We start from the raw sequence: 24,189 nt of genomic DNA, 5'->3' as shown, positions 1-24,189 counted from the left end.
ATCTATATCATGCCACATAAACATCACCTGCAAAATGTTTTTGGATTGCAAAAAGTGCCAGGAATTGACCCACTGGATGACCTCCAGAGAATGCCTGGCACTCCCCTTTCACAACACACCATGAATTCCGCAAAGATTTTCCACCAAACCCTCAAAACCAAAAATTGTCCCGAACAGCCAACCCCGGGCTGTTCGTTTTCATAAAAAGACAAATTGCCGGTTTTGCTTTACAGAAAAACAGGACGCTTTAACAGATTTCTGGTTTTCTCACATAAAAAGCACCTGCTTTTTAGTAAAACCCACTACCCCCGCAACCATGCGGATCATCCTGCAGCAAAAAACCTTCTCAGACAGGAACTGCAGTAAAAAATACTGACTAAGCCAGTCGTCTAATCAGAGGGATAACAGCATTACAGGCATGGCTGACCGCTTCCCTTTTTCTCCAGCCAGGCGTTTGTACTTTTAATCTGACCAACCAGCCGAACTTTACCGACGCAGGGACATCCAATTTTTTCTTCGGTGACTGCAGCCCGTCATTTTGCATACTGAACTGATTTTTTGCAAATAGTAACGGTGCAAAATGAATTTTCAGGGAGGCACACAATAATGGAAAGAAAAATAATGCTTGGACTGTTTGCACTTATGTTGTCTGTGTTAATAACGGCATGTAATGGCAACACGGCAATGGGACCGGAAGACTCCGATTATCTGGATGTAACCTATGACCGGGATGGTGATGGCGGAGGCCGGGAAGGCGGCACCCGGCAGTGGGATGACGGGATGATGAAATGGGGAACCACCGGAAAATATCCGACTGATTTTGATGGTAGATATAATCCGCTCGTGATTCCTGACATGGACAGGAATCAAGGAACGGCTCCGGACCGTGATAGAAATGAAGCCGCGGCTCCAAATAATGATGCGGACCGCCGCCAGGCCCAGCCTGCTCCGGAAACTCCCCAGCAGCCTGCTCCGAATCGTGGGAATCAGCAGGATCAAGCGGCTGACATGAGTGAAGTGGAACGGCAGGTAATCACGCTGACGAACCAGCAGCGTGAACAGAATGGGCTGCCGGCGCTGCAGGCTGATACGCAGCTGACGGATGCCGCGGAGAAAAAGTCACAGGATATGGTTCAGAACAATTACTTTTCCCATACTTCGCCGACGTATGGGTCGCCGTTTCAAATGCTGGATCAGTTTGGCATTGATTACTCGGTAGCAGCCGAGAATATAGCTGCCGGGCAGACATCTGCAGAGGAAGTGGTGAATGCCTGGATGAAGAGCGAAGGGCATCGCCGCAATATCCTGAACAAGGATATCACCCATATCGGGGTAGGTGCCGTACAGGGGGATAGCCGCGGCTACCACTGGACCCAGCTATTCATTAAAAAGTGATTTTTCCGTAAAACAGGCCAGCATTGCCGCAGCAGTAAAGGTGGTGCTGGCTTCAATTTATTGTGCGGCTGGTAAGAATCGTTTGGCGGCCTTTTACAAAAGGCTGTGTTAAAGCTCAATGTTGATTTTCACTAGTTAATTGGAGTGGAAGGTGCGAGACTCCGGCGGGACTAACGGGACAGGTGAGACCCCGCAAGAGCGATAGCGATGAGGAGGCTCACCGCCCGCCCCGCGGCAAAGAAGACACCGTGAGTGCGACCGGAGGGAAGCAGAAACGGATGTCGCACTTGTGCCCTTGGGTGAAAGCGAGTACCTGCAACGGAAATCAACACTAGCGTTTAACAGAGCCTTACAAAAAAAGAAAAACAGCTGAATTTGAAAATAAAACGCCTGTTTTAAAAGATAAAACACAAATAAAAAAGAAAAATCCCTGAAATTGAAAAATAAAAGCTTGCAAACAGCGTTCCAATCCCAAAATAGATATGCTTTTTCAGAAAAAACGCTACAGTCGTCATCAACTTACATACTTTTTTTACTTAAAGGAGGAAACTGGATGTCCTGGCAGCAAAGTAAGACAGGTTGTTTCAGTGAATACGATCAGTTGAAGAAAGTGATATTGTGTGAACCGCACTATATGACGATTCGGGATGTGATCAACGATACGCAGAAACATTTCAAGGATGAAGGCATTCACATCGAGCGGGCGCTTGCACAGCACAAAGTGTTTGTGGAGAAGCTGAAGGAAAACGGGGTCGAGGTGGTGCTTCTGCCTGCATTTGAAAAGTTTCCGGAGCAGGTGTTTACCCGCGATATCGGCTTTTCACTCGGAAATATCATGTTTGTCGCCCGGATGGCAAGCGAAATAAGGCAGGGGGAAGAGGATGTTTTAAAAGAGTGGCTCGAGGGAGAAATCATCTCCTATTATAACTTGATCGGTGATTTGATTGAGGGCGGGGATGTCATCATTGATCGGGAAACGATTTATGTGGGGCTCAGCGACCGGACGAATGAAAATGCGGCAATGCATCTGCAAAACATTCTTCCCCGGTTTGAAGTCGTGCCGGTTCCGTTTACAGCGAAATACCTTCACCTCGATTGTGTGTTCAATATCATTTCTCCGACAGAAGCGCTCGTATTCCCCCCTGCACTCGGAGAAGAGGAAATAAGGTCTTTGTCAGGCCGGTTTGATTTAATCGAAGTGAGTGAGGAAGAGCAATTCACGCTCGGGACGAACGTCCTGTCGATCGGCAACAAGATGCTGTTCAGTTTGCCGGTGAACAGCGATGTGAACGAAAAACTGCGGTCGAGGGGATTTACGGTCATTGAAGTCGATATAACAGAAATCATCAAATCAGGAGGTTCATTCCGCTGCTGCACACTTCCGCTTTTGCGGGGCTGAACCATGAAAAAGGCTCCGCACAATAAGTACGGAGCTTTCCTTCTTATGCTTTTACGTAGTATGCACCTTTATTGACGGATGGAACCGGCGGGAAACGTTCCCCTTTTTCCATGTCCAGTTTTTTCTCATCTTCTGTCAAGTTTGCATCCGAAGTATCTCCTTCAGTGAAGCCGTCAAACTGGTACTTGCCGCTTTCCGGTGCTTCTTCACCAGTTTTAAAACGGTCTGCCGTGTTGAACACCTCCATAAAAGAGTTACATATGAGATGTTCCCAGCTTTCTGTTAAATAAACGTTTGTTTAAAATTGGCAAAAAAAAATAAGGCCCGGCCTGCTGGTGACCTTTCAATCGTCTTCTTTTTCCAGAATCTCTACTGGGGTTTTTTCCTTTTGCCCGTTTATCCGGCGGTAAAGCTGAACGATAAGCAGCCCGTTGTGGTAGGTCGCTTTGACCCTGTCGCTGCGGACGGGGTATGGCAGCTCGATTGTCCGTTCAAAATAGCCCTGGAACAGTTCGTCGTGATATAAGTGGAATCCGGGATAGGCGTACTCGACTTTTCCCCTGATATCGAGTGTGCGGTAATCGGTTACGGCTTCGATATCTTTAATGCTCGTGAGGCCGGGGACGCTGAACAGGCACAGAATTTCGTTTTCGGTTTTGTATAGATTGACAGGCGGGTACTTATCATTGAAAATACCCTGGAATTGGGCGAAAAATTCTTCTCCGAAAAACGAGCTCATATATTTTTGCAAGTCGCGTGTATGTTCCATTCCTTGCATCCGCATCATCTCCCTCCGTCAACTATCATATGATAATTGGGCGCAGGGTGTGCCCGCCCAGCGGCGGTGACCGTTGAAAAAAAGTGCCGGTATTGTATTATGATAAAATCGTTGTATAATTGATTACTCTAAGTGGATTGCCATTGTGGGAGGTAATGATTTGTTAGAAAATAGTTTGGTCATGATTGCGATCATTCTTGTCGTCAATATTGTATACGTCTCTTTCTTTACGATACGGATGATTTTGACGCTGAAGGGCCAGCGGTATTTGGCCGCGTTCATCAGTATGTTCGAAGTTGTCATTTATGTTCTTGGTCTCGGCCTTGTGCTGGATAACATCGATCAAATCCAGAATTTGGTCGCATACGCGGTCGGTTACGGACTTGGCGTAGTGGTTGGCATGAAGATTGAAGAGAAGCTGGCGCTCGGTTACATTACGGTCAATGTGATCAGTAAAGGCTATGATGTGGATATTGCAAAAGCAATCCGGGATAAAGGATACGGGGTGACGAGCTGGCAGGCGAGCGGCCTTGAAGGGGACCGGCTTGCGATGCAGATTTTGACCCCGCGCAAGTATGAACTCCAGTTGTATCATTCGATCAAGGAAATAGATCCGAAAGCGTTTATCATCGCCTATGAACCGAAAACAATTTACGGCGGGTTCTGGGTGAAAAATGTACGAAAGGGCAGGTTGAAACGTGAGCAGTAAAAAGCGCAGGAAAATGAAATTTGAAGTTAAGGAAAACGAGACGATCGCGGACTGCCTCGACCGGATGAAGCAGGAAGGCTACATGCCGGTGCGGCGGATGGAAGAGCCGATTTTTAAAGAAGTAACGGAAGGAAACGAAACAAAAGTCATTCCATGTGGACGAAAAATTGTTTTTGAAGGAAAATTACAGTAAAAACCGAACATTAACTTCTTAAAGACCTTTAACGTTCGATTTATTGGTTGACAGAAATGGACTCCAGTTGTTACTATTATGGTGACAACTGAACGGAATAAATAGTTCTACCTCATATAAATTTGGGAATATGGCCCAAACGTTTCTACCCGGCTGCCGTAAATAGCTGGACTATGGGGGAGAGGGTCTATTATGCCCAATTTTAGGGTCTGAAGGTGGTGAAGCCTGTGATAGATTGCTTTCTCGCATAGTGAGAAGCATTTTGTCACGGGCTTTTTTCTTTGCCTGGACAAAAAGGAATGTTCATCTCAAAAACGAAAATCATAACTGGTGAAGGAGGAGAGGTCCATGGCTGCGAAAGTCGGAATCATAATGGGAAGCACATCCGACTGGGAAACGATGAAGCATGCATGTGATATGTTGGACGAATTGAAAATTCCGTATGAAAAAAAAGTGGTATCCGCTCACCGGACGCCTGACTTGATGTTTACGTATGCGGAAGAGGCGCGGGGCTGCGGACTCAAGGTCATCATTGCCGGCGCGGGCGGGGCTGCCCATCTTCCGGGCATGGTTGCCGCTAAAACGACATTGCCTGTCATCGGCGTGCCGGTCGAGTCCCGATCATTGAAAGGCCTCGATTCCCTGCTGTCAATCGTGCAGATGCCGGGCGGAGTTCCGGTTGCAACCGTCGCGATCGGCAAAGCGGGCGCAACGAATGCAGGATTGCTCGCTGCCCAAATTTTATCGGTTACAGATGAAGAGGTTGAGCGCCGTCTCGAAACAAGGCGCGAGAATATGAAGCAAAAAGTGCTGGAAAGCAGTGATACGTTATGAATAATAAAATAATTGCACCAGGTGCGACGATCGGCATTCTCGGCGGCGGACAGCTTGGCCGGATGATGGCCGTCTCAGCGAAGGAAATGGGCTACAGGGTCGCTGTTCTTGAAGCGAAAGAAGACTCACCGTGTGCCCAGGTTGCGGATTACGAAATCATCGGGGCGTATGACGATCTTGGGGCGGCAGCGCGCCTTGCCAAAATCAGTGACATCATTACTTACGAATTTGAAAATATCCCGGTTGAGACCGTCAAATTCCTTGAAGGAAAAACGTATGTGCCGCAGGGCCATGACCTTCTCGAAATCACGCAGCACCGCGGCAGGGAGAAGGAAGCACTCACAAGACTCGGCGTGAAAGTGGCGCCGTATCGCCTTGTCAATACGAAAGAGCAATTGACTGAAGCGGCGGCAGACATCGGTTTTCCTTCCGTGTTGAAAACGTGCCGCGGAGGTTACGACGGCAAAGGCCAGTTTGTGATGAAAACCGAAAACGATCTGAATGACAGCGAGGTTGTACGCCTTCTGGACCAGGGAGAATGCGTCCTTGAAAGCTGGGTCGACTTCAGCCTTGAAATGAGCGTCATCGTTTCCCGCGGCGTGTGCGGTGAAGTGAAGACTTTCCCGGCCGCTGAAAATATCCATCGCGATAATATTTTGTTTGAAAGCATCGTACCGGCAAGAGTGCCGGATAAAATAAAAGAAAAAGCAGCGAGAGCCGCATTTCATATCGCAGCTTCCCTTGATATGATCGGCACACTCGGCGTCGAAATGTTCATCGGGAAAGACGGCGAAGTGTACATTAACGAACTGGCGCCGCGCCCGCATAACTCCGGGCACTATACGATTGATGCATGTGAGACGTCACAGTTCCAGCAGCATGTCCGTGCAATCTGCGGCTGGCCGCTCGGACCGACGGACTTGCTGAAGCCGGCGGTCATGGTGAACATCCTCGGGGAAGACCTTGAAAACGTTATCCGGCATCTAAACGAGTTTTCGGATATCAAATTTCATCTTTACGGAAAAGCGGAAGCGAAACAAAAACGGAAAATGGGCCATTACACCATTCTCAATACCAATCTTGCAAAAGCAATCGAAAAAGCACAAGACTTGATCAAAAAAACAATCGGACAGGAACCGCAAAAAATTGGGGGTAATGCAGAATGATCGAACGATATACACGGCCGGAAATGGGAGCAATCTGGACGGAGGAAAACAGGTACAAAGCATGGCTTGAAGTGGAAATCCTCGCCTGTGAAGCATGGGCGGAACTCGGCGATATCCCGAAAGAGGACGTCGCCAAAATCCGTGAAAACGCGTCGTTTGACATCAGCCGCATCCATGAAATCGAAGAAGAGACACGGCATGATGTCGTCGCTTTTACAAGAGCGGTCTCTGAAACGCTCGGCGAGGAGCGGAAATGGGTCCATTACGGCCTGACGTCAACCGATGTGGTCGATACTGCTTTATCTTATTTGCTGAAACAGGCAAATGACATCCTGGTAAACGATCTCGAACGCTTTGTTGATATTCTTGCAGACAAGGCGAAAGAACATAAATATACCGTCATGATGGGCCGTACCCACGGCGTCCATGCCGAACCGACGACATTCGGGCTGAAACTCGCACTCTGGCATGAAGAGATGAAACGCAACCTCGAGCGCCTGAAGCGCGCAGTGGAAGGCATCGCATACGGCAAGCTGTCGGGAGCTGTCGGCACCTACGCCAACATCAACCCGTTTGTGGAAGAGTACGTATGCCAAAAGCTCGGTCTGAGGCCGGCGCCGATTTCCACGCAGACGTTGCAGCGTGACCGCCATGCCGACTATATGAGCGCACTGGCACTGACCGCCACTTCCATTGAAAAGTTCGCGGTTGAAATCCGCGGCCTGCAAAAGAGCGAAACCCGCGAAGTCGAGGAGTTTTTCGCAAAAGGGCAAAAAGGATCTTCCGCAATGCCGCACAAACGCAATCCGATCGGATCCGAGAACATGACCGGCATGGCCCGTGTCATCCGCGGCTACATGATGACGGCCTACGAAAACGTGCCGCTCTGGCATGAACGCGACATCTCGCATTCATCCGCGGAGCGGGTCATCCTGCCGGATGCGACGATTGCGCTCAACTATATGCTGAACCGCTTCGGCAACATCGTGAAAAACCTGACTGTATTCCCGGAAAACATGAAGCGGAACATGGAAAGGACACTCGGTTTGATATACTCCCAGCGCGTGCTGCTTGCTTTGATCGACAAAGGCATGGCCCGCGAGGAAGCATACGATATCGTGCAGCCGAAAGCGATGGAGGCATGGGAAAAGCAAGTGCCGTTCCGCCAGCTTGTCGAAGGGGAAGAACAGATTACCGAAAAGCTGTCCCCTGCTGAAATTGAAGATTGCTTTGACTATAACTATCACATCAAACATGTCGATATGATTTTTGACCGCCTCGGCCTGTAAGCAGCCGGGAGTTATTCGATCACCTGGAGGGAGAAGGATGGAAAAGCTGGAGCAGCTGTACGAAGGAAAAGCAAAACGCATTTACAAAACGGATGAGCCGGAAGTTGTCTGGGTGGAATACAAGGATGATGCGACAGCTTTCAACGGCGGCAAAAAAGCGCAAATAACCGGCAAGGGCCGCCTCAACAACGAAATCACTTCAGCTCTGTTTGCGATGCTGACGGAAAAAGGCATCGATAACCATTTTATCGAAAAAATATCCGCAACCGAACAAACGGTGCGGAAAGTCAGCATCGTCCCGCTTGAAGTCGTCGTCCGCAACATCGCTGCCGGCAGCCTTGCCAAGCGCATCGGCTTCGAGGAAGGGACAGAGCTGCCATTTCCGGTCGTTGAATTCTACTACAAAGATGACGACCTCGGCGATCCGCTGATCACACTCGACCATATCAAAGTGCTCGATCTGGCTTCAGATGAGGAACTGCAGGCGATCAAAGAAACGGCACTGAACGTAAATGACATCCTCCAGGCTTATTTCATCGAACGCGATATCAAATTGGTCGATTTCAAACTTGAATTCGGCAAAACGGCTGACGGCACACTATTGCTTGCCGATGAAATTTCACCGGACACTTGCCGGCTCTGGGATAAAGACACGAATGAAAAGCTCGATAAAGATGTGTTCCGGCGGAATCTCGGCAGCTTGACGGAAGCTTATGAGAAGCTGCTTGGGAGGATTATGCAGAAGGAGCAGCTGAACTGAAGCGGCTCCGAGCTGATTCGGCTGTGATAGCCATGGCGTGAGAGTCGTGGTGAACGGCGTAAAAGTCGCGGGTAACGGCGTGAAACCTGCTGGGTATGGCGTGAAACGCACGTTTTGGCGTGAAAGAGAGCCGATTCGGCGTGAAAAAGGATCAGTTCGGCGCGAACCCGGGCAAGTTCGGCGTAAAAAGTCGTGGGTTCAGCGCGAAAACGGCCCCGGTGACTCGGCCTCGATATCCTTGGCGTGAAAGTCGCGGGTAACGGCGCGAAACCTGCTGGTAACGGCGTGAAACGTACGTTTTGGCGTGAAAAAGAGCTGATTCGGCGTGAAAGTGGAGCAGTTTGGCGCGAAATCGGGCAAGTTAGGCGTGAAAAGTGACGATTTCCGCGCGAAACCGGCCCCTGCACGCCTGCCGCATTCACACCAGGCGTGAAAACCGGCGGAAACGGAGCGAAATCAGGCAAGTTTGGCGCGAAACAGCGAAGTTCTCGCGCGAATCCAGCCGGACGCAGTCCTGCCGTACTCACGCTTCCCGCCAAAACCGGAAAAAACAGCATAAAACCAGCACGTGCCGGAACAAAACCAGCCTGCTGGCCCGCAAATCCGCCGATTCCGAAACCAAACGAGGCCCACACCCGCCCAAACTGCCGCTGGCCAAACATCAAATTGTTGATTTTTTATAAAAACCGACTAATCAAATCATCATCTGCTTCATGGACAGGGCATCCAGTCCGCTGAATCTGAAGTCCCTGGCAATTGCCAGGCATTATTTGCAACTAGCCATGTTCCAAAAAAGAGGGGGAGAATCGCATGTACAAGGTAAAAGTATACGTAACGCTAAAACAAGGGGTCCTCGATCCGCAGGGAAAAGCTGTGAACAATTCTCTTCACAAGCTGGGTTACGATGAAGTCGAAGATGTCAGGATCGGCAAGTATATGGAACTGACAGTGAATGATACAGCAAACATTGAGGAACGCATTGAAGAAATGTGTGATAAATTGCTTGCCAATCCGGTCATTGAAGATTACCGATATGAAATCGAGGAGGTTGTCTCCCAATGAAATTTGCGGTGATTGTGTTTCCGGGCTCCAATTGCGATATTGACATGTATCATGCGATTAAAGACAGCCTTGGAGAAGAAGTGGAATATGTCTGGCATACTGCTGATGACTTATCTGAATATGACGCTGTGCTGCTTCCGGGCGGTTTTTCATACGGTGACTATTTGCGCTCCGGAGCAATCGCCCACTTTTCAAAAGTGATGGAAGCGGTCAAACAGGCGGCGGACGAAGGAAAGCCGGTTCTCGGCGTTTGCAACGGCTTCCAGATTCTGCTTGAGTCAGGCCTGCTGCCGGGTGCGATGAAGCGCAACCGTGATCTGAAGTTCATTTGCCGGCCGGTACAGCTCGAAGTCATCAACAACAAAACGATGTTCACCGGCCAGTACGAAGAAAACGAAGTCATCACAATCCCGGTCGCACATGGGGAAGGGAATTATTACTGCGATGCTGATACGCTGAAACAATTAGAAGAAGATAACCGTATCGTTTTTAAATACAGCGGGGAAAACCCGAACGGCTCACTTGCTGATATCGCCGGCATCATCAATGAAGAAGGCAATGTTCTCGGCATGATGCCGCACCCGGAACGGGCAACGGACGCTCTGCTCGGCAGCGCCGACGGACTCGCCCTTTTCCGGTCAATCCTGAAGAACTGGAGGGAATCCCATGTCGTTACTTCTTGAACCGAACGCCAATCAGATCAAAGAAGAGAAAATTTACCGTGAAATGGGATTGTCGGATGCCGAATTCGCGATGGTTGAAAACATCCTCGGCCGCCTCCCGAACTATACCGAACTCGGCCTGTTTTCCGTCATGTGGTCGGAGCACTGTTCCTATAAAAATTCGAAAGCGGTCTTGAAAAAGTTCCCTACAAAGGGTGAGCATGTCTTGCAGGGACCGGGCGAAGGCGCCGGAATCGTCGATATCGGCGACAACCAGGCGGTGGCTTTCAAGATTGAAAGCCACAACCATCCGTCTGCAATCGAGCCGTACCAGGGCGCTGCAACAGGAGTCGGCGGCATCATCCGTGATGTGTTTTCGATGGGGGCCCGCCCGATTGCATTGTTGAATTCGCTGCGTTTCGGCGAGTTGACAAGCCCGAAAGTGAAGTACTTGTTTGAGGAAGTCGTCCACGGCATCGCGGGTTACGGCAACTGCATCGGCATACCGACTGTCGGCGGTGAAGTGCAGTTTGACAAAGCGTACGAAGGCAACCCGCTCGTCAATGCGATGTGTGTCGGGCTGATCGACCATAAGGATATCCAGAAAGGACTTGCGAGCGGTGTCGGCAACACGGTCATGTATGTCGGTGCCTCAACAGGGCGCGACGGCATCCACGGGGCAACGTTCGCTTCCGAGGAACTGAGCGAAGCGTCAGAAGAGAAACGCCCGGCTGTCCAGGTCGGCGACCCGTTCATGGAAAAACTGCTGCTTGAAGCGACGCTTGAAGTCGTGAAATCGGATGCTCTCGTCGGCATTCAAGATATGGGGGCGGCGGGGCTAACCTCATCTTCAAGCGAAATGGCGAGCAAAGCGGGATTCGGCATCGAGATGAATCTTGACGACGTCCCTCAGCGCGAACCGGGCATGACCCCATATGAAATGATGCTGTCCGAGTCCCAGGAGCGCATGCTTCTCGTTGTGAAAAAAGGGCAGGAACAGGAAATCCTCGATATTTTTGAAAAGTATGATCTTGAAGCGGTCGCAATCGGCCATGTCATCGAAGAGAAAGTGCTGCGCCTGTTCCATAAAGGCGAGCTGGTCGCAGAAACGCCGGTTGATGCGCTTGCTGAAGAAGCACCGCAATATCATCCGCCTTCCACCGAGCCGGAATATTATAAAACGTTCCAGGCGATGGAGAAGAACGTGCCGAAGGTCGATAATCTCCAGGAAACGTTCGTACGCCTGCTGAAGCAGCCGACCATTGCGAGCAAGGAATGGGTTTATGATCAGTATGATTACATGGTGCGCACGAATACTGTCGTGGCCCCCGGTTCGGATGCCGCTGTCCTGCGCGTGCGCGGCACAAATAAGGCACTTGCTATGACAACGGACTGCAACAGCCGGTATATCTATCTCGATCCGGAAACAGGCGGAAAAATCGCGGTTGCGGAAGCGGCGCGCAACATCGTCTGCTCGGGCGGGAATCCGCTTGCCATTACGGACTGCCTGAACTACGGCAGCCCGGAAAAGCCGGAAATTTACTGGCAGCTAGAAAAGTCGGCCGACGGCATCAGTGAAGCGTGCAGCACATTGAATGCACCGGTCATCGGCGGCAACGTATCCCTTTACAACGAAACAAACGGAGGCGCTGTTTACCCGACACCAGTCATCGGAATGGTCGGCCTCATTGAAGATACGAAACACATCACGACCCAGAATTTCAAACAAAGCGGTGACCTGATCTACATGATCGGTGATGCGGCTCCTGAATTCGGCGGAAGTGAATTGCAGAAACTGATCGAAGGCGATATTTCCGGCAAGGCGCCGGCGATTGACCTGGCAGTTGAACAAGAACGGCAGCAGCAGTTGCTGCAGGCCATCAAATCAGGCTTTGTCCAGTCTGCACATGACCTGGCCGAAGGCGGCCTTGCGATTGGTGCGGTAGAATGCCTGATGCACGGCGATGACAGCCTCGGCGCGGATCTTGAAGTGAGCGGGGAAGCGGTGACGGCACTTTTCAGTGAAAGCCAGTCCCGCTTCATCGTATCGGTCAATCCGGAAAGCCGGGCGGAATTTGAACTTTTGGTTGATGATGCAAAGCTTATCGGACACGTAACGGATGACAGCCATTTTACGATCAAAGGAGACGGCCCGGAGCCGCTCATCGACATCGAAGTCGAAGAAATGAGGGAAGCCTGGAAAGGAGCGATCCCATGGTTGCTGAAATCAAAGGGTTAAACGAAGAATGCGGCGTTTTCGGCGTTTGGGGCCATCCTGATGCGGCCCATATGACATATTACGGCCTCCACAGCCTCCAGCACCGCGGCCAGGAAGGCACCGGCATCGTCGTGAATGATGGTGACCAGCTCCTTCACGAAAAAGGGCTCGGTCTTGTCACGGAAGTTTTTAATGATGAAAAACTGAAGGCCCTTCCCGGCAATGCGGCTATCGGCCATGTCAGATATTCGACTGCGGGGGGCGGCGGCTTTGCCAACGTGCAGCCGCTCGTGTTCCGTTCGCAAAAAGGCGGCCTCGCGCTTGCCCACAACGGCAACCTCGTCAATGCCAATGCGCTCAGGCACCAGTTGGAGAGCCAGGGCAGTATCTTCCAGACGACTTCCGATACGGAAGTGCTGGCGCATCTGATCAAGCGCAGCGGTTTTATCACGCTGAAGGACCAGGTGATCAATGCCCTGCAAATGCTGAAGGGCGCCTATGCATTTTTGATCATGACCGAGAATGAACTGATGGTGGCGCTTGACCCGCACGGCCTGCGCCCGCTGTCGATCGGCACGATCGGTGATGCGGTTGTCGTGGCATCAGAGACATGTGCGTTTGATGTCGTCGGTGCGGAATATATCCGTGACGTTGAGCCCGGCGAACTGCTTATCATCAATGATGACGGCATGACGTCAGAGCGGTTCTCAACGGCCAACCGTGCGATCTGCAGTATGGAATACATTTATTTTTCCAGGCCGGACAGCAATATTTCGGGCATCAACGTCCACAGCGCCCGTAAAAACCTCGGCAAAGAGCTGGCGAAGGAAGCGCCGATTGAAGCGGATGTCGTAACAGGTGTTCCGGATTCGAGCATCTCGGCTGCCATCGGCTATGCGGAGGAAGCGGGCATCCCGTATGAACTCGGGCTGATTAAAAACCGCTATGTCGGCAGGACGTTCATCCAGCCGACCCAGGAAATGCGGGAACAGGGCGTCAAGATGAAACTGTCGCCGGTCCGCGGCATCGTCGAAGGGAAGCGCGTCGTCATGGTCGATGATTCGATTGTGCGCGGCACAACAAGCCGCCGGATCGTCAAAATGCTGCGCGAAGCGGGAGCGACCGAGGTCCATGTCCGGATCAGTTCACCGCCGATCAAAAACCCTTGTTTCTACGGCATTGACACGTCAACTACGTCTGAACTGATCGCGGCGACACATACGCTCGAACAGATGCGGGAAGAAATCGGTGCGGACACCCTTTCATTCTTAAGTCCGGAAGGGATGGTCAACGCTATCGGGCGCAAGGATGACGGCGAATACAAGGGTCAATGCCTGGCGTGTTTCAACGGCAAGTATCCGACCGATATTTTTGCCGATACGGTCCTTCCTCATGAAAAAGAAACAGTGTAAATAAACGTTTGTTTAAAAACAGAAAGCGGGGCACAGGGATGGCAAATGCATATAAACAGGCTGGAGTCGATATCGAAGCAGGCTATGAATCTGTGAAACGGATGAAAAAACATGTGCAGCGGACGATGCGCAGCGAAGTCATCGGCGGTCTTGGCGGCTTCGGCGGCATGTTCGACATTTCAGCGCTCGGCTTAAAAGAGCCGGTGCTTGTATCGGGTACGGACGGTGTCGGCACGAAGCTGATGCTCGCGTTCCAGATGGATAAGCATGACACGATCGGCATCGATGCTGTTGCCATGTGCGTGAACGATATTGCCGCACAGGGTGCCGAACCGCTGTTTTTCCTGGATTATATCGCCTGCGGCAAGGCGGCTCCCGAAAAGATCGAAGCAATTGTAAAAGGCATTGCGGACGGCTGCGAACAGGCCGGCTGTGCGCTTGTCGGCGGCGAAACGGCAGAAATGCCCGGCATGTATGAGATCGAAGAATACGACCTGGCCGGCTTTACGGTCGGCGCCGCTGAGAAATCGGACCTGATCACAGGGGAAAATGTGAAGGAAGGGGACGTCATCATCGGCCTGGCTTCAAACGGCATCCATTCGAACGGCTATTCGCTGGTGCGCAAGGCCCTTCTTGAAGAAGGCGGACTCGATCTGCACAAGCATTACGATGAAATCGGCCGGGTGCTCGGCGACGAACTACTTGAGCCGACCCGGATTTATGTGAAGCCGCTCCTTGAAGCGATGAAGCAGGTTGAAGTGAAAGGCATCGCCCACATTACCGGCGGAGGCTTTGTGGAAAACATTCCGCGCATGCTTCCGGCCGGGCTGACAGCAGTAATCAAGGAAGGCAAATGGCCGGTGCCGCCGATTTTTGGCATGGTCGAACAACACGGCAGTGTCAAAAAGGACGATATGTATAATATCTTCAACATGGGAATCGGCATGGCAGTTGCCGTATCAAGGGAAGATGCCGAAAAGGCGCTCGCTTTGTTCGGAGAACTCGGCGAATCCGCTTATGAGATCGGCGAAGTCATCAAAGGAGATCAGCTTGTCTTTACCGGGGGAAACGAATCATGATGAAAATGGCATTGTTTGCGTCCGGCAGCGGCACAAATGTCCAGGCGATCATCGATGAAGCGAGAGCCGGACGCCTGAAGGGCGAACCGGTTCTCCTCGTGTGTGATAAGCCGGGGGCTAAAGCCGTCAGCAGGGCGGAAGCCGCCGGTATCCCTGTTTACGAGGTTTCCCCGAAACATTTTGCAGACAAAGCCGCTTACGAGTCGGCAGTACTGGAGAAGCTCCGTCACCATGAAGCTGACTGGGTCGTGCTGGCCGGTTATATGCGCCTGGTGGGCTCCACCTTGCTGCAGGCGTATGAAGGGCGCATCGTCAACATTCACCCGTCACTCCTGCCGGCATTTCCAGGCCTTGATGCAATCGGGCAGGCATTCGATGAGGGTGTGAAAGAGACCGGTGTCACGATCCATTTTGTCGATGAAGGCATGGATACCGGACCGGTCATCGCGCAGGAAGCAATCGCAGTCACGGCACAGGATACGAGAGACTCGCTGCAGAAAAAGATACAGAAAGTGGAACATCGCCTTTATCCCGAGACACTGAACAAATTGTTCCAATCACCTGAAGGAGGAGAAAAGAATGGCGGTAAAACGGGCGCTGGTAAGCGTATCGGATAAGAACGGAATCGTGGAATTTGTAAAAGAGCTGACCGAAGCGGGTGTCGAAGTCGTTTCGACCGGCGGCACGAAAAAAATCCTCGAAGAAAATGGTGTTAATGTAATCGGCATATCGGAAGTGACCGGATTTCCGGAAATCATGGACGGCCGCGTCAAAACCCTGCATCCGAACATCCACGGCGGCCTGCTTGCACGGCGGGACAAGCCGGATCATATGGAACAGCTTCAGAAACACGACATCACGCCGATCGATCTGGTCGTCGTCAACCTCTATCCTTTTAAACAAACAATTGAACAAAAGGATGCCTCATTTGAAGAAGCCATCGAAAACATTGATATCGGCGGCCCGTCAATGCTGCGCTCCGCCGCGAAAAACCATGCCGATGTCGGCGTTGTCGTCGATCCGGCCGATTACGGCAGCGTGCTGGAAGAACTGAAACAAAACGGCAGCCTTTCGGCAGAACTGCGGAAAAAACTTGCCGCTAAAGCATTCCGGCACACAGCAGCATATGACGCACTCATCTCCCAATACTTAACGGAACAGACCGGAGAGGAATTTCCGGAGAGCATGACATTCACGTATGAGAAAAAACAATCTCTCCGCTACGGTGAGAATCCGCACCAGAATGCGGCCTTCTATGAGCCGCCGATCGGTTCAGACGTGTCCATTGCCGCAGCGAAGCAGCTTCACGGCAAGGAACTTTCCTACAATAACATTAATGATGCCGACGCTGCGCTTGCAATCGTGCGCGAGTTTTCAGAACCGGCTGTTGTTGCGATCAAACATACTAATCCGTGCGGAACCGGTGTTGGCAACACAATCAATGAAGCATACAACAGAGCATATGAAGGAGATCCGGTTTCGATTTTCGGCGGAATCGTCGCCGCCAACCGTGAAATTGATGCGGAAACGGCCCTGAAAATGAAGGAGATCTTCCTTGAAATCATTATCGCCCCTTCCTTCAGTGAAGAAGCGCTGGAAATCCTGACATCCAAGAAAAACCTGCGTCTGCTGACGATCGACCTGAACAGCGAAGACCGTTTTGAGATGCGGCTCAACTCCATCCACGGCGGCCTGCTCATCCAGGAAGAAGACAGCTATGATTTTGAGGATGCGGAAATTTCCGTGCCGACGAAGCGTGAGCCGACCGAAGACGAGTGGAACGACTTGAAGCTTGCCTGGCAAGTTGTCAAGCATGTGAAGTCCAACGCCATTGTGCTGGCGAAAGAGAAAATGACGATCGGAGTCGGGGCCGGCCAGATGAACCGCGTCGGCGCCGCGGAAATCGCGCTGAAGCAGGCCGGTGAAAAAGCGGACGGATCCGCGCTTGCGTCCGATGCCTTTTTCCCGATGGACGACACTGTGGAAGCGGCCGCAAAAGCTGGTGTGACCGCCATCATCCAGCCGGGCGGTTCGATCCGCGATGAAGACTCAATCAAAAAGGCGGACGAATACGGCATCGCAATGGTCTTTACCGGCATTCGCCATTTCAAGCATTAATCAACGGAAAGGAGGCAGACGGATGAACATTTTAGTAGTGGGCAAAGGCGGCCGCGAGCACGCCATCGCCTGGAAAGCCGCGCAGAGCGGCAAAGTTGAAAAGGTGTATGCGGCGCCGGGCAATGACGGCATGGCAGATGTGGCCGAGCTTGTCCCGATCCCTGAAACCGATACGGAAGCATTGATCCAGTTTGCGAAGGAAAATGAGGTTGGCCTTACGATCATCGGGCCGGAAGATCCGCTCATCAACGGCATCGTTGACCGGTTCCAGAAAGCGGGCCTTACTGTATTCGGCCCATCAAAGGCAGCCGCGTTAATCGAAGGCAGCAAAACGTTCGCAAAAGAACTGATGGAAAAATACGAAATTCCGACAGCCGCATACCGTTCGTTTACGGACTACGAAGAAGCCTGTGCTTATGTTGAAGATCAAGGCGCGCCGATCGTCATCAAAGCGGATGGGCTCGCAGCCGGAAAAGGCGTGACAGTGGCGATGACGGAAGAAGAAGCACTTGAATCGCTGGCTGATATGATGAAAGGCGAGAAGTTCGGCGAAGCGAGCCGTAAGGTGGTCATCGAGGAGTTTTTACAGGGCGAAGAGTTCTCACTGATGGCGTTCGTCAACGGCAGCACCGTTTATCCGATGGTTATTTCGCAGGACCATAAACGGGCATATGACGATGATAAAGGCCCGAACACTGGCGGCATGGGCGCTTACTCCCCTGTCCCGCAAATCACGGACGCCGCTGTAGAGGAAGCGGTCGAAACAATAGTGAAACCGATGGCAGCTGCCCTCGTGAAAGAAGATGCATCATTTACCGGTATTTTATATGCCGGCCTGATGCAGACAGCGGGCGGCCCGAAAGTCATCGAATTCAACGCCCGCTTCGGCGATCCGGAAACGCAGGTCGTCCTGCCCCGGCTGGAAAACGATCTTGCCGATGTGCTGCTTGATGTCCTGGAAGGGAAACCGGTCGAACTCCGCTGGTCATCCGATGCGGTGCTCGGTGTCGTGCTCGCTTCAAAAGGCTATCCGGGCAGCTATGAAAAAGGAAACCCGATTCCGAAAGTGGAAAACGTGTCCGGAGAAGCGCTTGTGTTCCATGCCGGAACAAAAAAAGCCGGAGACGCCTTCGCGACAAACGGAGGAAGGCTACTCCTTGTCGCTGCACGCCACTCGAACCTCCAGCAGGCAAAAGAACATGTCTATAAAGAAATGGAAAAACTGCAGTCTGATGCGGTCTTTTACCGGACCGACATCGGCCGGAAAGCTATTTCGCACGTTTCTTCCTGACATACACAAACAATATCGCAACGATGCTGCCAATGATTGTCGCATAGATGAACGCATAATCAGTCACGTATTCTTTATATAAATCCGTTGATATGAATTCCATAAAAAGCATCTCCTTTCAAAGCTGGCTTGCAATAATAGGCTGAGTTCCTCAACTGGAGAGGAACTCAGCCCTGTGAGCCGGATTCAGGATGGATTGTACGTTTCTTCCTCGCCTTCATAATCGAACTCATAAGCGTAGTCATCGCCGCGTTCCATTGTCTGCTCGACGATTGCCGTCACCGGACAGTAGCGGGTGATGCCTTCAGCCACTTTCATTGCCCCTGCCATGGCAAGCCAGATGTTCGAGTTCATGTACGGCCTCCGGATAAATCTGGCGGTGACCCATGATAACAGCGTTAACCCCATTGTAATTCTCATTAAGGCATTCAGAATGCCGATGTTTGGTCTGATCATGTTAAATGACTCCTTTCTTTCTCCTGATTTATGTCGGTTCAGACAGTTTGAGAATTCTTCACATAATTTTTACTACCCCTTTAGTGCTTTAAAAGGTAAGGTATGCTAGTATAAAGAAAAGGCTTTCAAAAAATGGGGGAAGAGAGATGCCTCACCAGCGCTACCATTGGAAAAACAAAGAGATCCGCGAACAAATAGCTGTTGTGAACGGTAAAAAATCACCTGACCTTATACTCAAAAATGCAACGTATTTAAATAGCGTCTTGAAAAAATGGATGACAGCAAACATCTGGATTTATGCGGACCGCATTGTCTATGTCGGCGAAAAGCTTCCGGAAAACAGCGGTGCAGCTGAAATCGCGGACTTGAGCGGAAGCTATGTCGTGCCGGGTTACATCGAGCCGCATTCTCATCCGTTTCAGTTATATAATCCCCTGACGCTTGCACATTATTCGTCTTTGAAGGGGACGACAACACTCATAAATGACAACCTTGTGCTCGCTTTACAGCTTCCAGAAAAGAAAGCGTTTACATTTATTGAAGATGTGCAAAAAAAACTTCCGGCAAGCTTGTACTGGTGGTGCCGGTATGACTCCCAGACGGAGCTCCGCGATGAAGATGAACTTTTTTCAAACGGACGGATCAAAGCATGGCTTGAACATGAATGTGTCCTGCAGGGCGGCGAATTGACGGCATGGCCGCGGGTGCTGCAGGGAGACGATCTGATGCTGCACTGGATGCAGGAAACAAAACGGCTCCGCAAGCCGATTGAAGGCCATCTGCCGGGCGCATCCGAAAAAACGCTTGTGAACATGAAACTGCTTGGTGTCGATTGCGACCATGAGGCGATGACCGGCGAAGATGTGCTGAAGCGGTTGAGCCTCGGCTATACGGCGCCGCTCCGCCATTCTTCAATCAGGCCGGACTTGCCGCAGCTGCTCGATGGAATCAATGAACTCGGCATCGATCAGTTTGAAAAGCTGTTATTCACAACCGACGGCTCGACCCCATCCTTTTATGAACAGGGGCTTATCGATTACATGATCAAAATTGCGATCGATAAAGGGGTTCCGGCTGAAGAGGCCTATTTGATGGCGTCATACTATCCGGCACGCCATTATGGGATAGAAAACAGCCACGGCATGATCGCTCCCGGCCGGGTCGCCCACTTGAACATCCTTGAGGACAAACAGAATCCGACACCTGCTTCAGTCGTCGCCGGCGGAAAATGGGTGCTGAAAAATGGTGAGCCGGTAAACGAAGAATTATTTGAGATGGATTTATCGCCGTACGGTTTTGATCCGCTCGACATAAACTGGGACATCGATCCGGAAGATGATTTCCAATTCTCGATGCCGCTTGGAATGGAAATGCAAAACTCGGTCATCATGAGGCCGTACTCCGTCAACTTTGATGTGTCATGTGACACGCTTCCGTCCGATAATGACGAGAATTTCCTGCTGCTGATCGACCGGAACGGGCACTGGCGTGTCAATACGATCCTGAAAGGCTTCGGAACGAGCGTTAAAGGCTTCGCAAGTTCCTACTCGAATTCCGGTGACATCATCGTGATCGGAAAAGATAAAGAAGATATGCTGGCCGCGTTCAGCCGCATGAAAGAAATCGGCGGAGGCATGGTGCTTGCTGAAAACGGCGGGGTGGCCGCTGAAATCCCGCTGCAGCTTCTCGGAGGCATGAGTACTGAAAAAATGCCTGAACTAATCGAACAGCATAAGATGATGACAGAAGAGCTTAAAAAACGGGGCTTCCCGTTCAGCGATCCGGTGTACACTTGCCTGTTCCTGTCATCGACCCATCTGCCGTATATCCGGATCACACCTCATGGCATCCATGATGTGATGAAAAAAACAGTACTCTTTCCTTCGATTATGCGTTAAACTATTATAGTGTGAAAGCATGTCCAGGAAAAGGAAGCACGAAGGGTTGGATTGTTTTGTCTAAATATGTGAAAGTAATAGCAGCATTGCTTGTTATTTTACTGATCGCAGCCGGGTGCAGCAAAGAAGAAAAAACGTCGCAGCAGCAGGAACCGGAACAGCAGGAAGAGAAAAAGGAAGAGAAGAAGCCAGAACCTGAAAAGCCGGAATATAAACATACGTTTCCGTTGACCGGCATCGGCACCGACGAAGAGATCGGCACCCGTCCGGTCGCCGTCATGGTGAACAACCATCCGAAAGCCCGCCCGCAGTCCGGCTTGCATAAAGCCGACGTCGTATACGAGGTGCTGGCGGAAGGTGATATCACAAGACTGCTCGCCGTATTCCAGAGCGAACAGCCTGATTCTATCGGACCGGTCCGAAGCGCAAGGGACTATTACATTGAATTGAGCAAAGGCTTCGATGCCTTTTATGTCACCCACGGTTACAGCCCTGAAGCAAAACAAATGCTAGATTCGGGTTATGTGCCAAGCATCAACGGCCTGTTTTACGACGGCACGCTATTCAAGCGCGCCGATTTCCGGAAAGCGCCCCATAATTCCTACATCACGTATGAAAATGTGCTGAAGGGCGCCGAGCAAAAAGGTGTAGATATGGAAAAGGAACCTGCAGCCTATACGTTCCTTTCCGAACAGGAACTGGACAGCCTCACTGAAGATGAAAGCAGCACAGCAGCTGACGTTACAGTCGAGCACGCGGACCGTTCTTACGCAACAGCCCAATACAAATACAACGAAACCGAAAAGAAATACGAACGCTTCAGCATGGATGAACAAACAATCGACAGGGAAACAGAAACACCAGTCACCATCGATAATTTGTTCATCGTCGAAACCGGCCACCGTGTCATCGACAGTGCGGGCCGGCGTCAGATCGACCTGAAGTCAGGGGGCAGCGCCTACTTGATCCAGCAAGGCAAGCTCCGCAAAGTCGAATGGAAAAACGAAACCGGCCGCATCATCCCGGTTGAAAACGGACAGCCGGCCGGACTTGTTCCAGGGAAAACCTGGATCAGCATCATCCCGGAATCACCGGGCCTGGAACAACAAGTAACGATTAAATAAGGAGGAACTGATATCAATGCAAATCGATAAATTGCGCGGAAAAGAACTCGACCAGCTGTTTAAGGCCATCCTGTCACTTGAGGATGTGGAAGAATGCTACCGTTTCTTTGACGATCTCGCAACAATCAACGAAATCCAGTCACTGGCCCAGCGCTACGAAGTGGCCAGGATGCTGCGCGAAAACTTCACCTACCACAAAATCGAAACCGAAACGGGCGCCAGCACAGCCACCATCTCACGCGTCAAACGCTGCCTGAACTACGGCAACGACGCCTATGCGCTGACACTCGACCGCCTTTACGATGATAAAAAAGAAGAAGTGAAACAGAAGTAATTTTGGGACAAGCCGATTGAATTGTGGTCGGCTTATTTTTTTGGGTTTGATTTGGGTGAGCGGTATGGTGGGTGGCCGGTCTGGGTGGTATGTTCCGGGGTTCCGGGCGCGGCAGGGAGAATTGTTGGGTTTGATTTTGAGTCGCGGGATGGGGGATGGGCTGGTCTGATGCTGACATGGCGGGTGACGGTTGCCGGGGCCGGCAGAGATTAACCGCTGTGTTCGGGCATGTTTACGGAGGTGGGTGGTTGGCGTGAAACTTGGTGTGTACGGCGTGAAACACCCGAGTTATGGCGTGATATCTGCGACAGCGCGGAGCCGGCTGATATGAACGGCGTGAAAAACCAAAGATACGGCGCGAAACCAGCTTGTTATGGCGTGAAACCGACCGAACGGCGTGAAAAACGGGTGAGGGCGCGCGAAACAAGGCTTGCTAGGCGCGAAAGAAGACTGGTTCGGCGTGAAAAACTGAAGTTATGGCGCGAAACCTGCGGCAGCGCGGAGCCGGCCGATATGAACGGCGTGAAAAACCAAAGATGCGGCGCGAAACCGGCTCGATATGGCGTGAAACCGGGATCCTGCCGCGTGAAAGCCAGACCGGCATACGAAAACCGTGCAGGAACACCAGCCAAATGCGGGATTTCACATGAAAACCGGCTGGAAACCGCCAAACTTCTGTCCGCCGCCCACCCTGGCCAGCCATATATCGCCCGGCTGCTCCCCCAGGGAGCCGGCCGATATGATCGGCGTGAAAGATCAAAGATACGGCGCGAAACCAGCTTGTTATGGCGTGAAACCGACCGAACGGCGTGAAAAACGGGTGAGGGCGCGCGAAACAAGGCTTGCTAGGCGCGAAAGAAGACTGGTTCGGCGTGAAAAACTGAAGTTATGGCGCGAAACCTGCGGCAGCGCGGAGCCGGCCGATATGAACGGCGTGAAAAACCAAAGATGCGGCGCGAAACCGGCTCGATATGGCGTGAAACCGGGATCCTGCCGCGTGAAAGCCAGACCGGCATACGAAAACCGTGCAGGAACACCAGCCAAATGCGGGATTTCACATGAAAATCGGCTGGAAACCGCCAAACTTCTGTCTGCCGCCCACCCTGGCCAGCCACACATCGCCAGGCTGCTCCCCAAAAAACACCGGCAATCCCAATCCAACCACCCCGCCCCCTAAAAACAGACAATTCCCCCTTCCGGAAAAAAACATCACCCGCTGTATCCCGGGCAGAAATCACCCCTTTCCATATGGTATAATTCCTTCAGACGAAGCAAGGAGGACCAAACATGTATGATGTGAATGAGTGGCGGCATGTGTTTAAAATAGATCCGAATAAAGAGATTTCTGATGAAGACCTTGAGGCGGTGTGCGAGTCGGGGACGGATGCCATTATCGTCGGCGGGACCGACGGAGTGACGCTCGATAACACGCTGAACATGCTGGCCCGGGTGCGCCGCTATCCGCTGCCGTGTGTGCTCGAGGTATCAAAGATTGAATCACTCACACCCGGGTATGATTTCTATTTTATACCTACCGTGCTGAACGGCGGAAAGCCGGAATGGATCACAGGCCTTCATCATGAGGCGCTGAAGGAATACGGTGAAATCATGAACTGGGATGAGATTTTTGTGGAAGGGTATTGTATCCTCAACGGTGACGCAAAGGCCGCGCGGTTGACCGATGCCCGCACTGACCTTACGCTTGATGATATCGGCGCTTATGCGATGATGGCCGATAAACTGTTCCGGATGCCGATTTTTTACCTTGAATACAGCGGTACATACGGCGATCCGGAAGCTGTGCAGACGGCCAAAAATAAACTTGATCATGCCCGCCTTTTTTACGGAGGGGGAATCCGCACACAGGATCAGGCGGCTGAAATGGCTGCCATCGCCGATACGATTGTCGTCGGGAATATTATTTATGAAGATGTACAAACCGCATTGAAAACAGTAAAAGCGGTGAAAAAATAAATCCAGGTCAAGCTTGCCGAAACGGAAGCAATAGGATA

Annotated in this window: 30 protein-coding genes and 1 riboswitch; of the genes, 26 read left to right on the top strand and 4 right to left on the bottom strand. The window is 51.4% G+C overall.

Going from position 1 to position 24,189, the window contains the following annotated elements; translation table 11 throughout:
* The 3 genes from A4U59_RS22040 to A4U59_RS12815 form a co-directional block, all read left to right on the top strand.
* On the top strand, window positions 1-204 hold a 204-nt coding region (locus A4U59_RS22040; RefSeq protein WP_211274939.1), incomplete at its 5' end, for a hypothetical protein.
* Window positions 205-606: 402 nt separating this feature from the next.
* A complete protein-coding gene (locus A4U59_RS12820; RefSeq protein ID WP_070120972.1) occupies window positions 607-1,395 on the top strand; it encodes a CAP domain-containing protein in 789 nt (262 codons plus the stop codon).
* Window positions 1,396-1,948: 553 nt separating this feature from the next.
* Window positions 1,949-2,794 (top strand): dimethylarginine dimethylaminohydrolase family protein, encoded by an 846-nt coding sequence (locus tag A4U59_RS12815; protein ID WP_070120971.1) that lies wholly within the window; start codon window positions 1,949-1,951, stop codon window positions 2,792-2,794.
* Between the two features lie 43 nt (window positions 2,795-2,837).
* Here A4U59_RS12815 and A4U59_RS12810 read toward each other — a convergent pair whose 3' ends face one another.
* A complete protein-coding gene (locus tag A4U59_RS12810; protein WP_070120970.1) occupies window positions 2,838-3,041 on the bottom strand; it encodes a YjzC family protein in 204 nt (67 codons plus the stop codon).
* A 96-nt stretch (window positions 3,042-3,137) separates the two neighbouring features.
* Window positions 3,138-3,563 (bottom strand): Hsp20/alpha crystallin family protein, encoded by a 426-nt coding sequence (locus A4U59_RS12805; protein WP_169823960.1) that lies wholly within the window; start codon window positions 3,561-3,563, stop codon window positions 3,138-3,140.
* 190 nt (window positions 3,564-3,753) lie between these two features.
* On the opposite strand from A4U59_RS12805, the gene A4U59_RS12800 reads away from it, so the two are divergent.
* The 17 genes from A4U59_RS12800 (at window position 3,754) to purD (ending at window position 18,365) form a co-directional block, all read left to right on the top strand.
* Window positions 3,754-4,281: a DUF2179 domain-containing protein gene (locus A4U59_RS12800; RefSeq protein ID WP_425388902.1), complete on the top strand. Its 528-nt coding sequence runs from the start codon at window positions 3,754-3,756 to the stop codon at window positions 4,279-4,281.
* Between the two features lie 13 nt (window positions 4,282-4,294).
* A complete protein-coding gene (locus A4U59_RS12795) occupies window positions 4,295-4,474 on the top strand; it encodes an NETI motif-containing protein (RefSeq protein ID WP_070120985.1) in 180 nt (59 codons plus the stop codon).
* 92 nt (window positions 4,475-4,566) lie between these two features.
* A riboswitch (purine riboswitch) is annotated at window positions 4,567-4,668 on the top strand.
* A gap of 154 nt (window positions 4,669-4,822) precedes the next feature.
* On the top strand, window positions 4,823-5,308 hold the full coding sequence (gene purE / locus A4U59_RS12790) for a 5-(carboxyamino)imidazole ribonucleotide mutase (protein ID WP_070120968.1): 486 nt from the start codon (window positions 4,823-4,825) through the stop codon (window positions 5,306-5,308).
* Window positions 5,305-6,474 carry a 5-(carboxyamino)imidazole ribonucleotide synthase gene (gene purK / locus A4U59_RS12785; RefSeq protein WP_070120967.1) on the top strand — a complete coding sequence of 390 codons (1,170 nt, stop codon included), beginning with the start codon at window positions 5,305-5,307 and terminating at the stop codon, window positions 6,472-6,474. Before purE ends, purK begins: the two co-directional genes overlap by 4 nt.
* Window positions 6,471-7,763 carry an adenylosuccinate lyase gene (gene purB / locus A4U59_RS12780; RefSeq protein WP_070120966.1) on the top strand — a complete coding sequence of 431 codons (1,293 nt, stop codon included), beginning with the start codon at window positions 6,471-6,473 and terminating at the stop codon, window positions 7,761-7,763. Before purK ends, purB begins: the two co-directional genes overlap by 4 nt.
* A 37-nt stretch (window positions 7,764-7,800) precedes the next feature.
* Window positions 7,801-8,523, top strand: coding sequence for a phosphoribosylaminoimidazolesuccinocarboxamide synthase (gene purC / locus A4U59_RS12775; RefSeq protein WP_070120965.1), 723 nt, complete (start codon window positions 7,801-7,803; stop codon window positions 8,521-8,523).
* 37 nt (window positions 8,524-8,560) lie between these two features.
* Window positions 8,561-8,770, top strand: coding sequence for a hypothetical protein (locus A4U59_RS21780; RefSeq protein ID WP_169823959.1), 210 nt, complete (start codon window positions 8,561-8,563; stop codon window positions 8,768-8,770).
* Complete coding sequence (locus tag A4U59_RS22405) at window positions 8,767-8,901, top strand: hypothetical protein (protein WP_281183665.1); 135 nt, start codon at window positions 8,767-8,769, stop codon at window positions 8,899-8,901. The genes A4U59_RS21780 and A4U59_RS22405 overlap by 4 nt, the downstream gene beginning before the upstream one ends.
* Entirely contained in the window at window positions 8,898-9,206 is a 309-nt protein-coding gene (locus A4U59_RS22035) for a hypothetical protein (protein WP_070120964.1), read from the top strand. Before A4U59_RS22405 ends, A4U59_RS22035 begins: the two co-directional genes overlap by 4 nt.
* A gap of 127 nt (window positions 9,207-9,333) precedes the next feature.
* Window positions 9,334-9,585 carry a phosphoribosylformylglycinamidine synthase subunit PurS gene (gene purS, locus A4U59_RS12765; protein ID WP_070120963.1) on the top strand — a complete coding sequence of 84 codons (252 nt, stop codon included), beginning with the start codon at window positions 9,334-9,336 and terminating at the stop codon, window positions 9,583-9,585.
* Window positions 9,582-10,268, top strand: coding sequence for a phosphoribosylformylglycinamidine synthase subunit PurQ (gene purQ / locus A4U59_RS12760; RefSeq protein WP_070120962.1), 687 nt, complete (start codon window positions 9,582-9,584; stop codon window positions 10,266-10,268). Before purS ends, purQ begins: the two co-directional genes overlap by 4 nt.
* Window positions 10,252-12,486: a phosphoribosylformylglycinamidine synthase subunit PurL gene (gene purL / locus A4U59_RS12755; RefSeq protein WP_070120961.1), complete on the top strand. Its 2,235-nt coding sequence runs from the start codon at window positions 10,252-10,254 to the stop codon at window positions 12,484-12,486. Before purQ ends, purL begins: the two co-directional genes overlap by 17 nt.
* Complete coding sequence (gene purF / locus A4U59_RS12750; protein WP_070120960.1) at window positions 12,462-13,877, top strand: amidophosphoribosyltransferase; 1,416 nt, start codon at window positions 12,462-12,464, stop codon at window positions 13,875-13,877. Before purL ends, purF begins: the two co-directional genes overlap by 25 nt.
* Window positions 13,878-13,915: 38 nt before the next feature.
* On the top strand, window positions 13,916-14,956 hold the full coding sequence (gene purM, locus A4U59_RS12745; RefSeq protein WP_070120959.1) for a phosphoribosylformylglycinamidine cyclo-ligase: 1,041 nt from the start codon (window positions 13,916-13,918) through the stop codon (window positions 14,954-14,956).
* Entirely contained in the window at window positions 14,953-15,573 is a 621-nt protein-coding gene (gene purN / locus A4U59_RS12740) for a phosphoribosylglycinamide formyltransferase (protein WP_070120958.1), read from the top strand. The genes purM and purN overlap by 4 nt, the downstream gene beginning before the upstream one ends.
* Window positions 15,536-17,074, top strand: coding sequence for a bifunctional phosphoribosylaminoimidazolecarboxamide formyltransferase/IMP cyclohydrolase (gene purH / locus A4U59_RS12735; RefSeq protein ID WP_070120957.1), 1,539 nt, complete (start codon window positions 15,536-15,538; stop codon window positions 17,072-17,074). Before purN ends, purH begins: the two co-directional genes overlap by 38 nt.
* 22 nt (window positions 17,075-17,096) lie before the next feature.
* Window positions 17,097-18,365, top strand: coding sequence for a phosphoribosylamine--glycine ligase (purD, locus tag A4U59_RS12730; RefSeq protein ID WP_070120956.1), 1,269 nt, complete (start codon window positions 17,097-17,099; stop codon window positions 18,363-18,365).
* On the opposite strand, the gene A4U59_RS22400 is transcribed toward purD, so the two are convergent.
* Both A4U59_RS22400 and A4U59_RS12725 read right to left on the bottom strand, forming a co-directional pair.
* Window positions 18,343-18,468 (bottom strand): EYxxD motif small membrane protein, encoded by a 126-nt coding sequence (locus tag A4U59_RS22400; RefSeq protein ID WP_281183664.1) that lies wholly within the window; start codon window positions 18,466-18,468, stop codon window positions 18,343-18,345. The genes purD and A4U59_RS22400 overlap by 23 nt on opposite strands.
* A gap of 83 nt (window positions 18,469-18,551) precedes the next feature.
* Entirely contained in the window at window positions 18,552-18,821 is a 270-nt protein-coding gene (locus tag A4U59_RS12725) for a YgaP family membrane protein (RefSeq protein ID WP_083270832.1), read from the bottom strand.
* Between the two features lie 146 nt (window positions 18,822-18,967).
* Between A4U59_RS12725 and A4U59_RS12720 the strand changes: the two genes are divergently transcribed.
* The 6 genes from A4U59_RS12720 (at window position 18,968) to pcrB (ending at window position 24,151) form a co-directional block, all read left to right on the top strand.
* A complete protein-coding gene (locus A4U59_RS12720) occupies window positions 18,968-20,719 on the top strand; it encodes an adenine deaminase C-terminal domain-containing protein (RefSeq protein WP_070120955.1) in 1,752 nt (583 codons plus the stop codon).
* A 68-nt stretch (window positions 20,720-20,787) separates the two neighbouring features.
* On the top strand, window positions 20,788-21,843 hold the full coding sequence (locus A4U59_RS12715) for a DUF3048 domain-containing protein (protein WP_106406335.1): 1,056 nt from the start codon (window positions 20,788-20,790) through the stop codon (window positions 21,841-21,843).
* Window positions 21,844-21,859: 16 nt separating this feature from the next.
* The gene (locus tag A4U59_RS12710) at window positions 21,860-22,177 is read left to right on the top strand and encodes a YerC/YecD family TrpR-related protein (RefSeq protein WP_070120953.1); all 318 of its coding nucleotides are present in this window, start codon (window positions 21,860-21,862) and stop codon (window positions 22,175-22,177) included.
* A 240-nt stretch (window positions 22,178-22,417) separates the two neighbouring features.
* On the top strand, window positions 22,418-22,990 hold the full coding sequence (locus A4U59_RS12705; RefSeq protein WP_211274938.1) for a hypothetical protein: 573 nt from the start codon (window positions 22,418-22,420) through the stop codon (window positions 22,988-22,990).
* Window positions 22,991-23,065: 75 nt separating this feature from the next.
* Window positions 23,066-23,239: a hypothetical protein gene (locus tag A4U59_RS21775; protein ID WP_169823958.1), complete on the top strand. Its 174-nt coding sequence runs from the start codon at window positions 23,066-23,068 to the stop codon at window positions 23,237-23,239.
* A gap of 225 nt (window positions 23,240-23,464) precedes the next feature.
* Window positions 23,465-24,151, top strand: coding sequence for a heptaprenylglyceryl phosphate synthase (gene pcrB / locus A4U59_RS12700; protein WP_070120951.1), 687 nt, complete (start codon window positions 23,465-23,467; stop codon window positions 24,149-24,151).
* The last annotated feature ends 38 nt before the right edge of the window (window positions 24,152-24,189 follow it).

It is taken from the genome of Bacillus marinisedimentorum (assembly GCF_001644195.2).
In the GTDB taxonomy this organism is placed as follows: Bacteria; Bacillota; Bacilli; order Bacillales; family Bacillaceae_O; genus Bacillus_BL; species Bacillus_BL marinisedimentorum.
The sequence above is the reverse complement of the archived record's forward strand: the minus strand, read 5'-3'. Positions and strand labels throughout refer to the sequence as shown.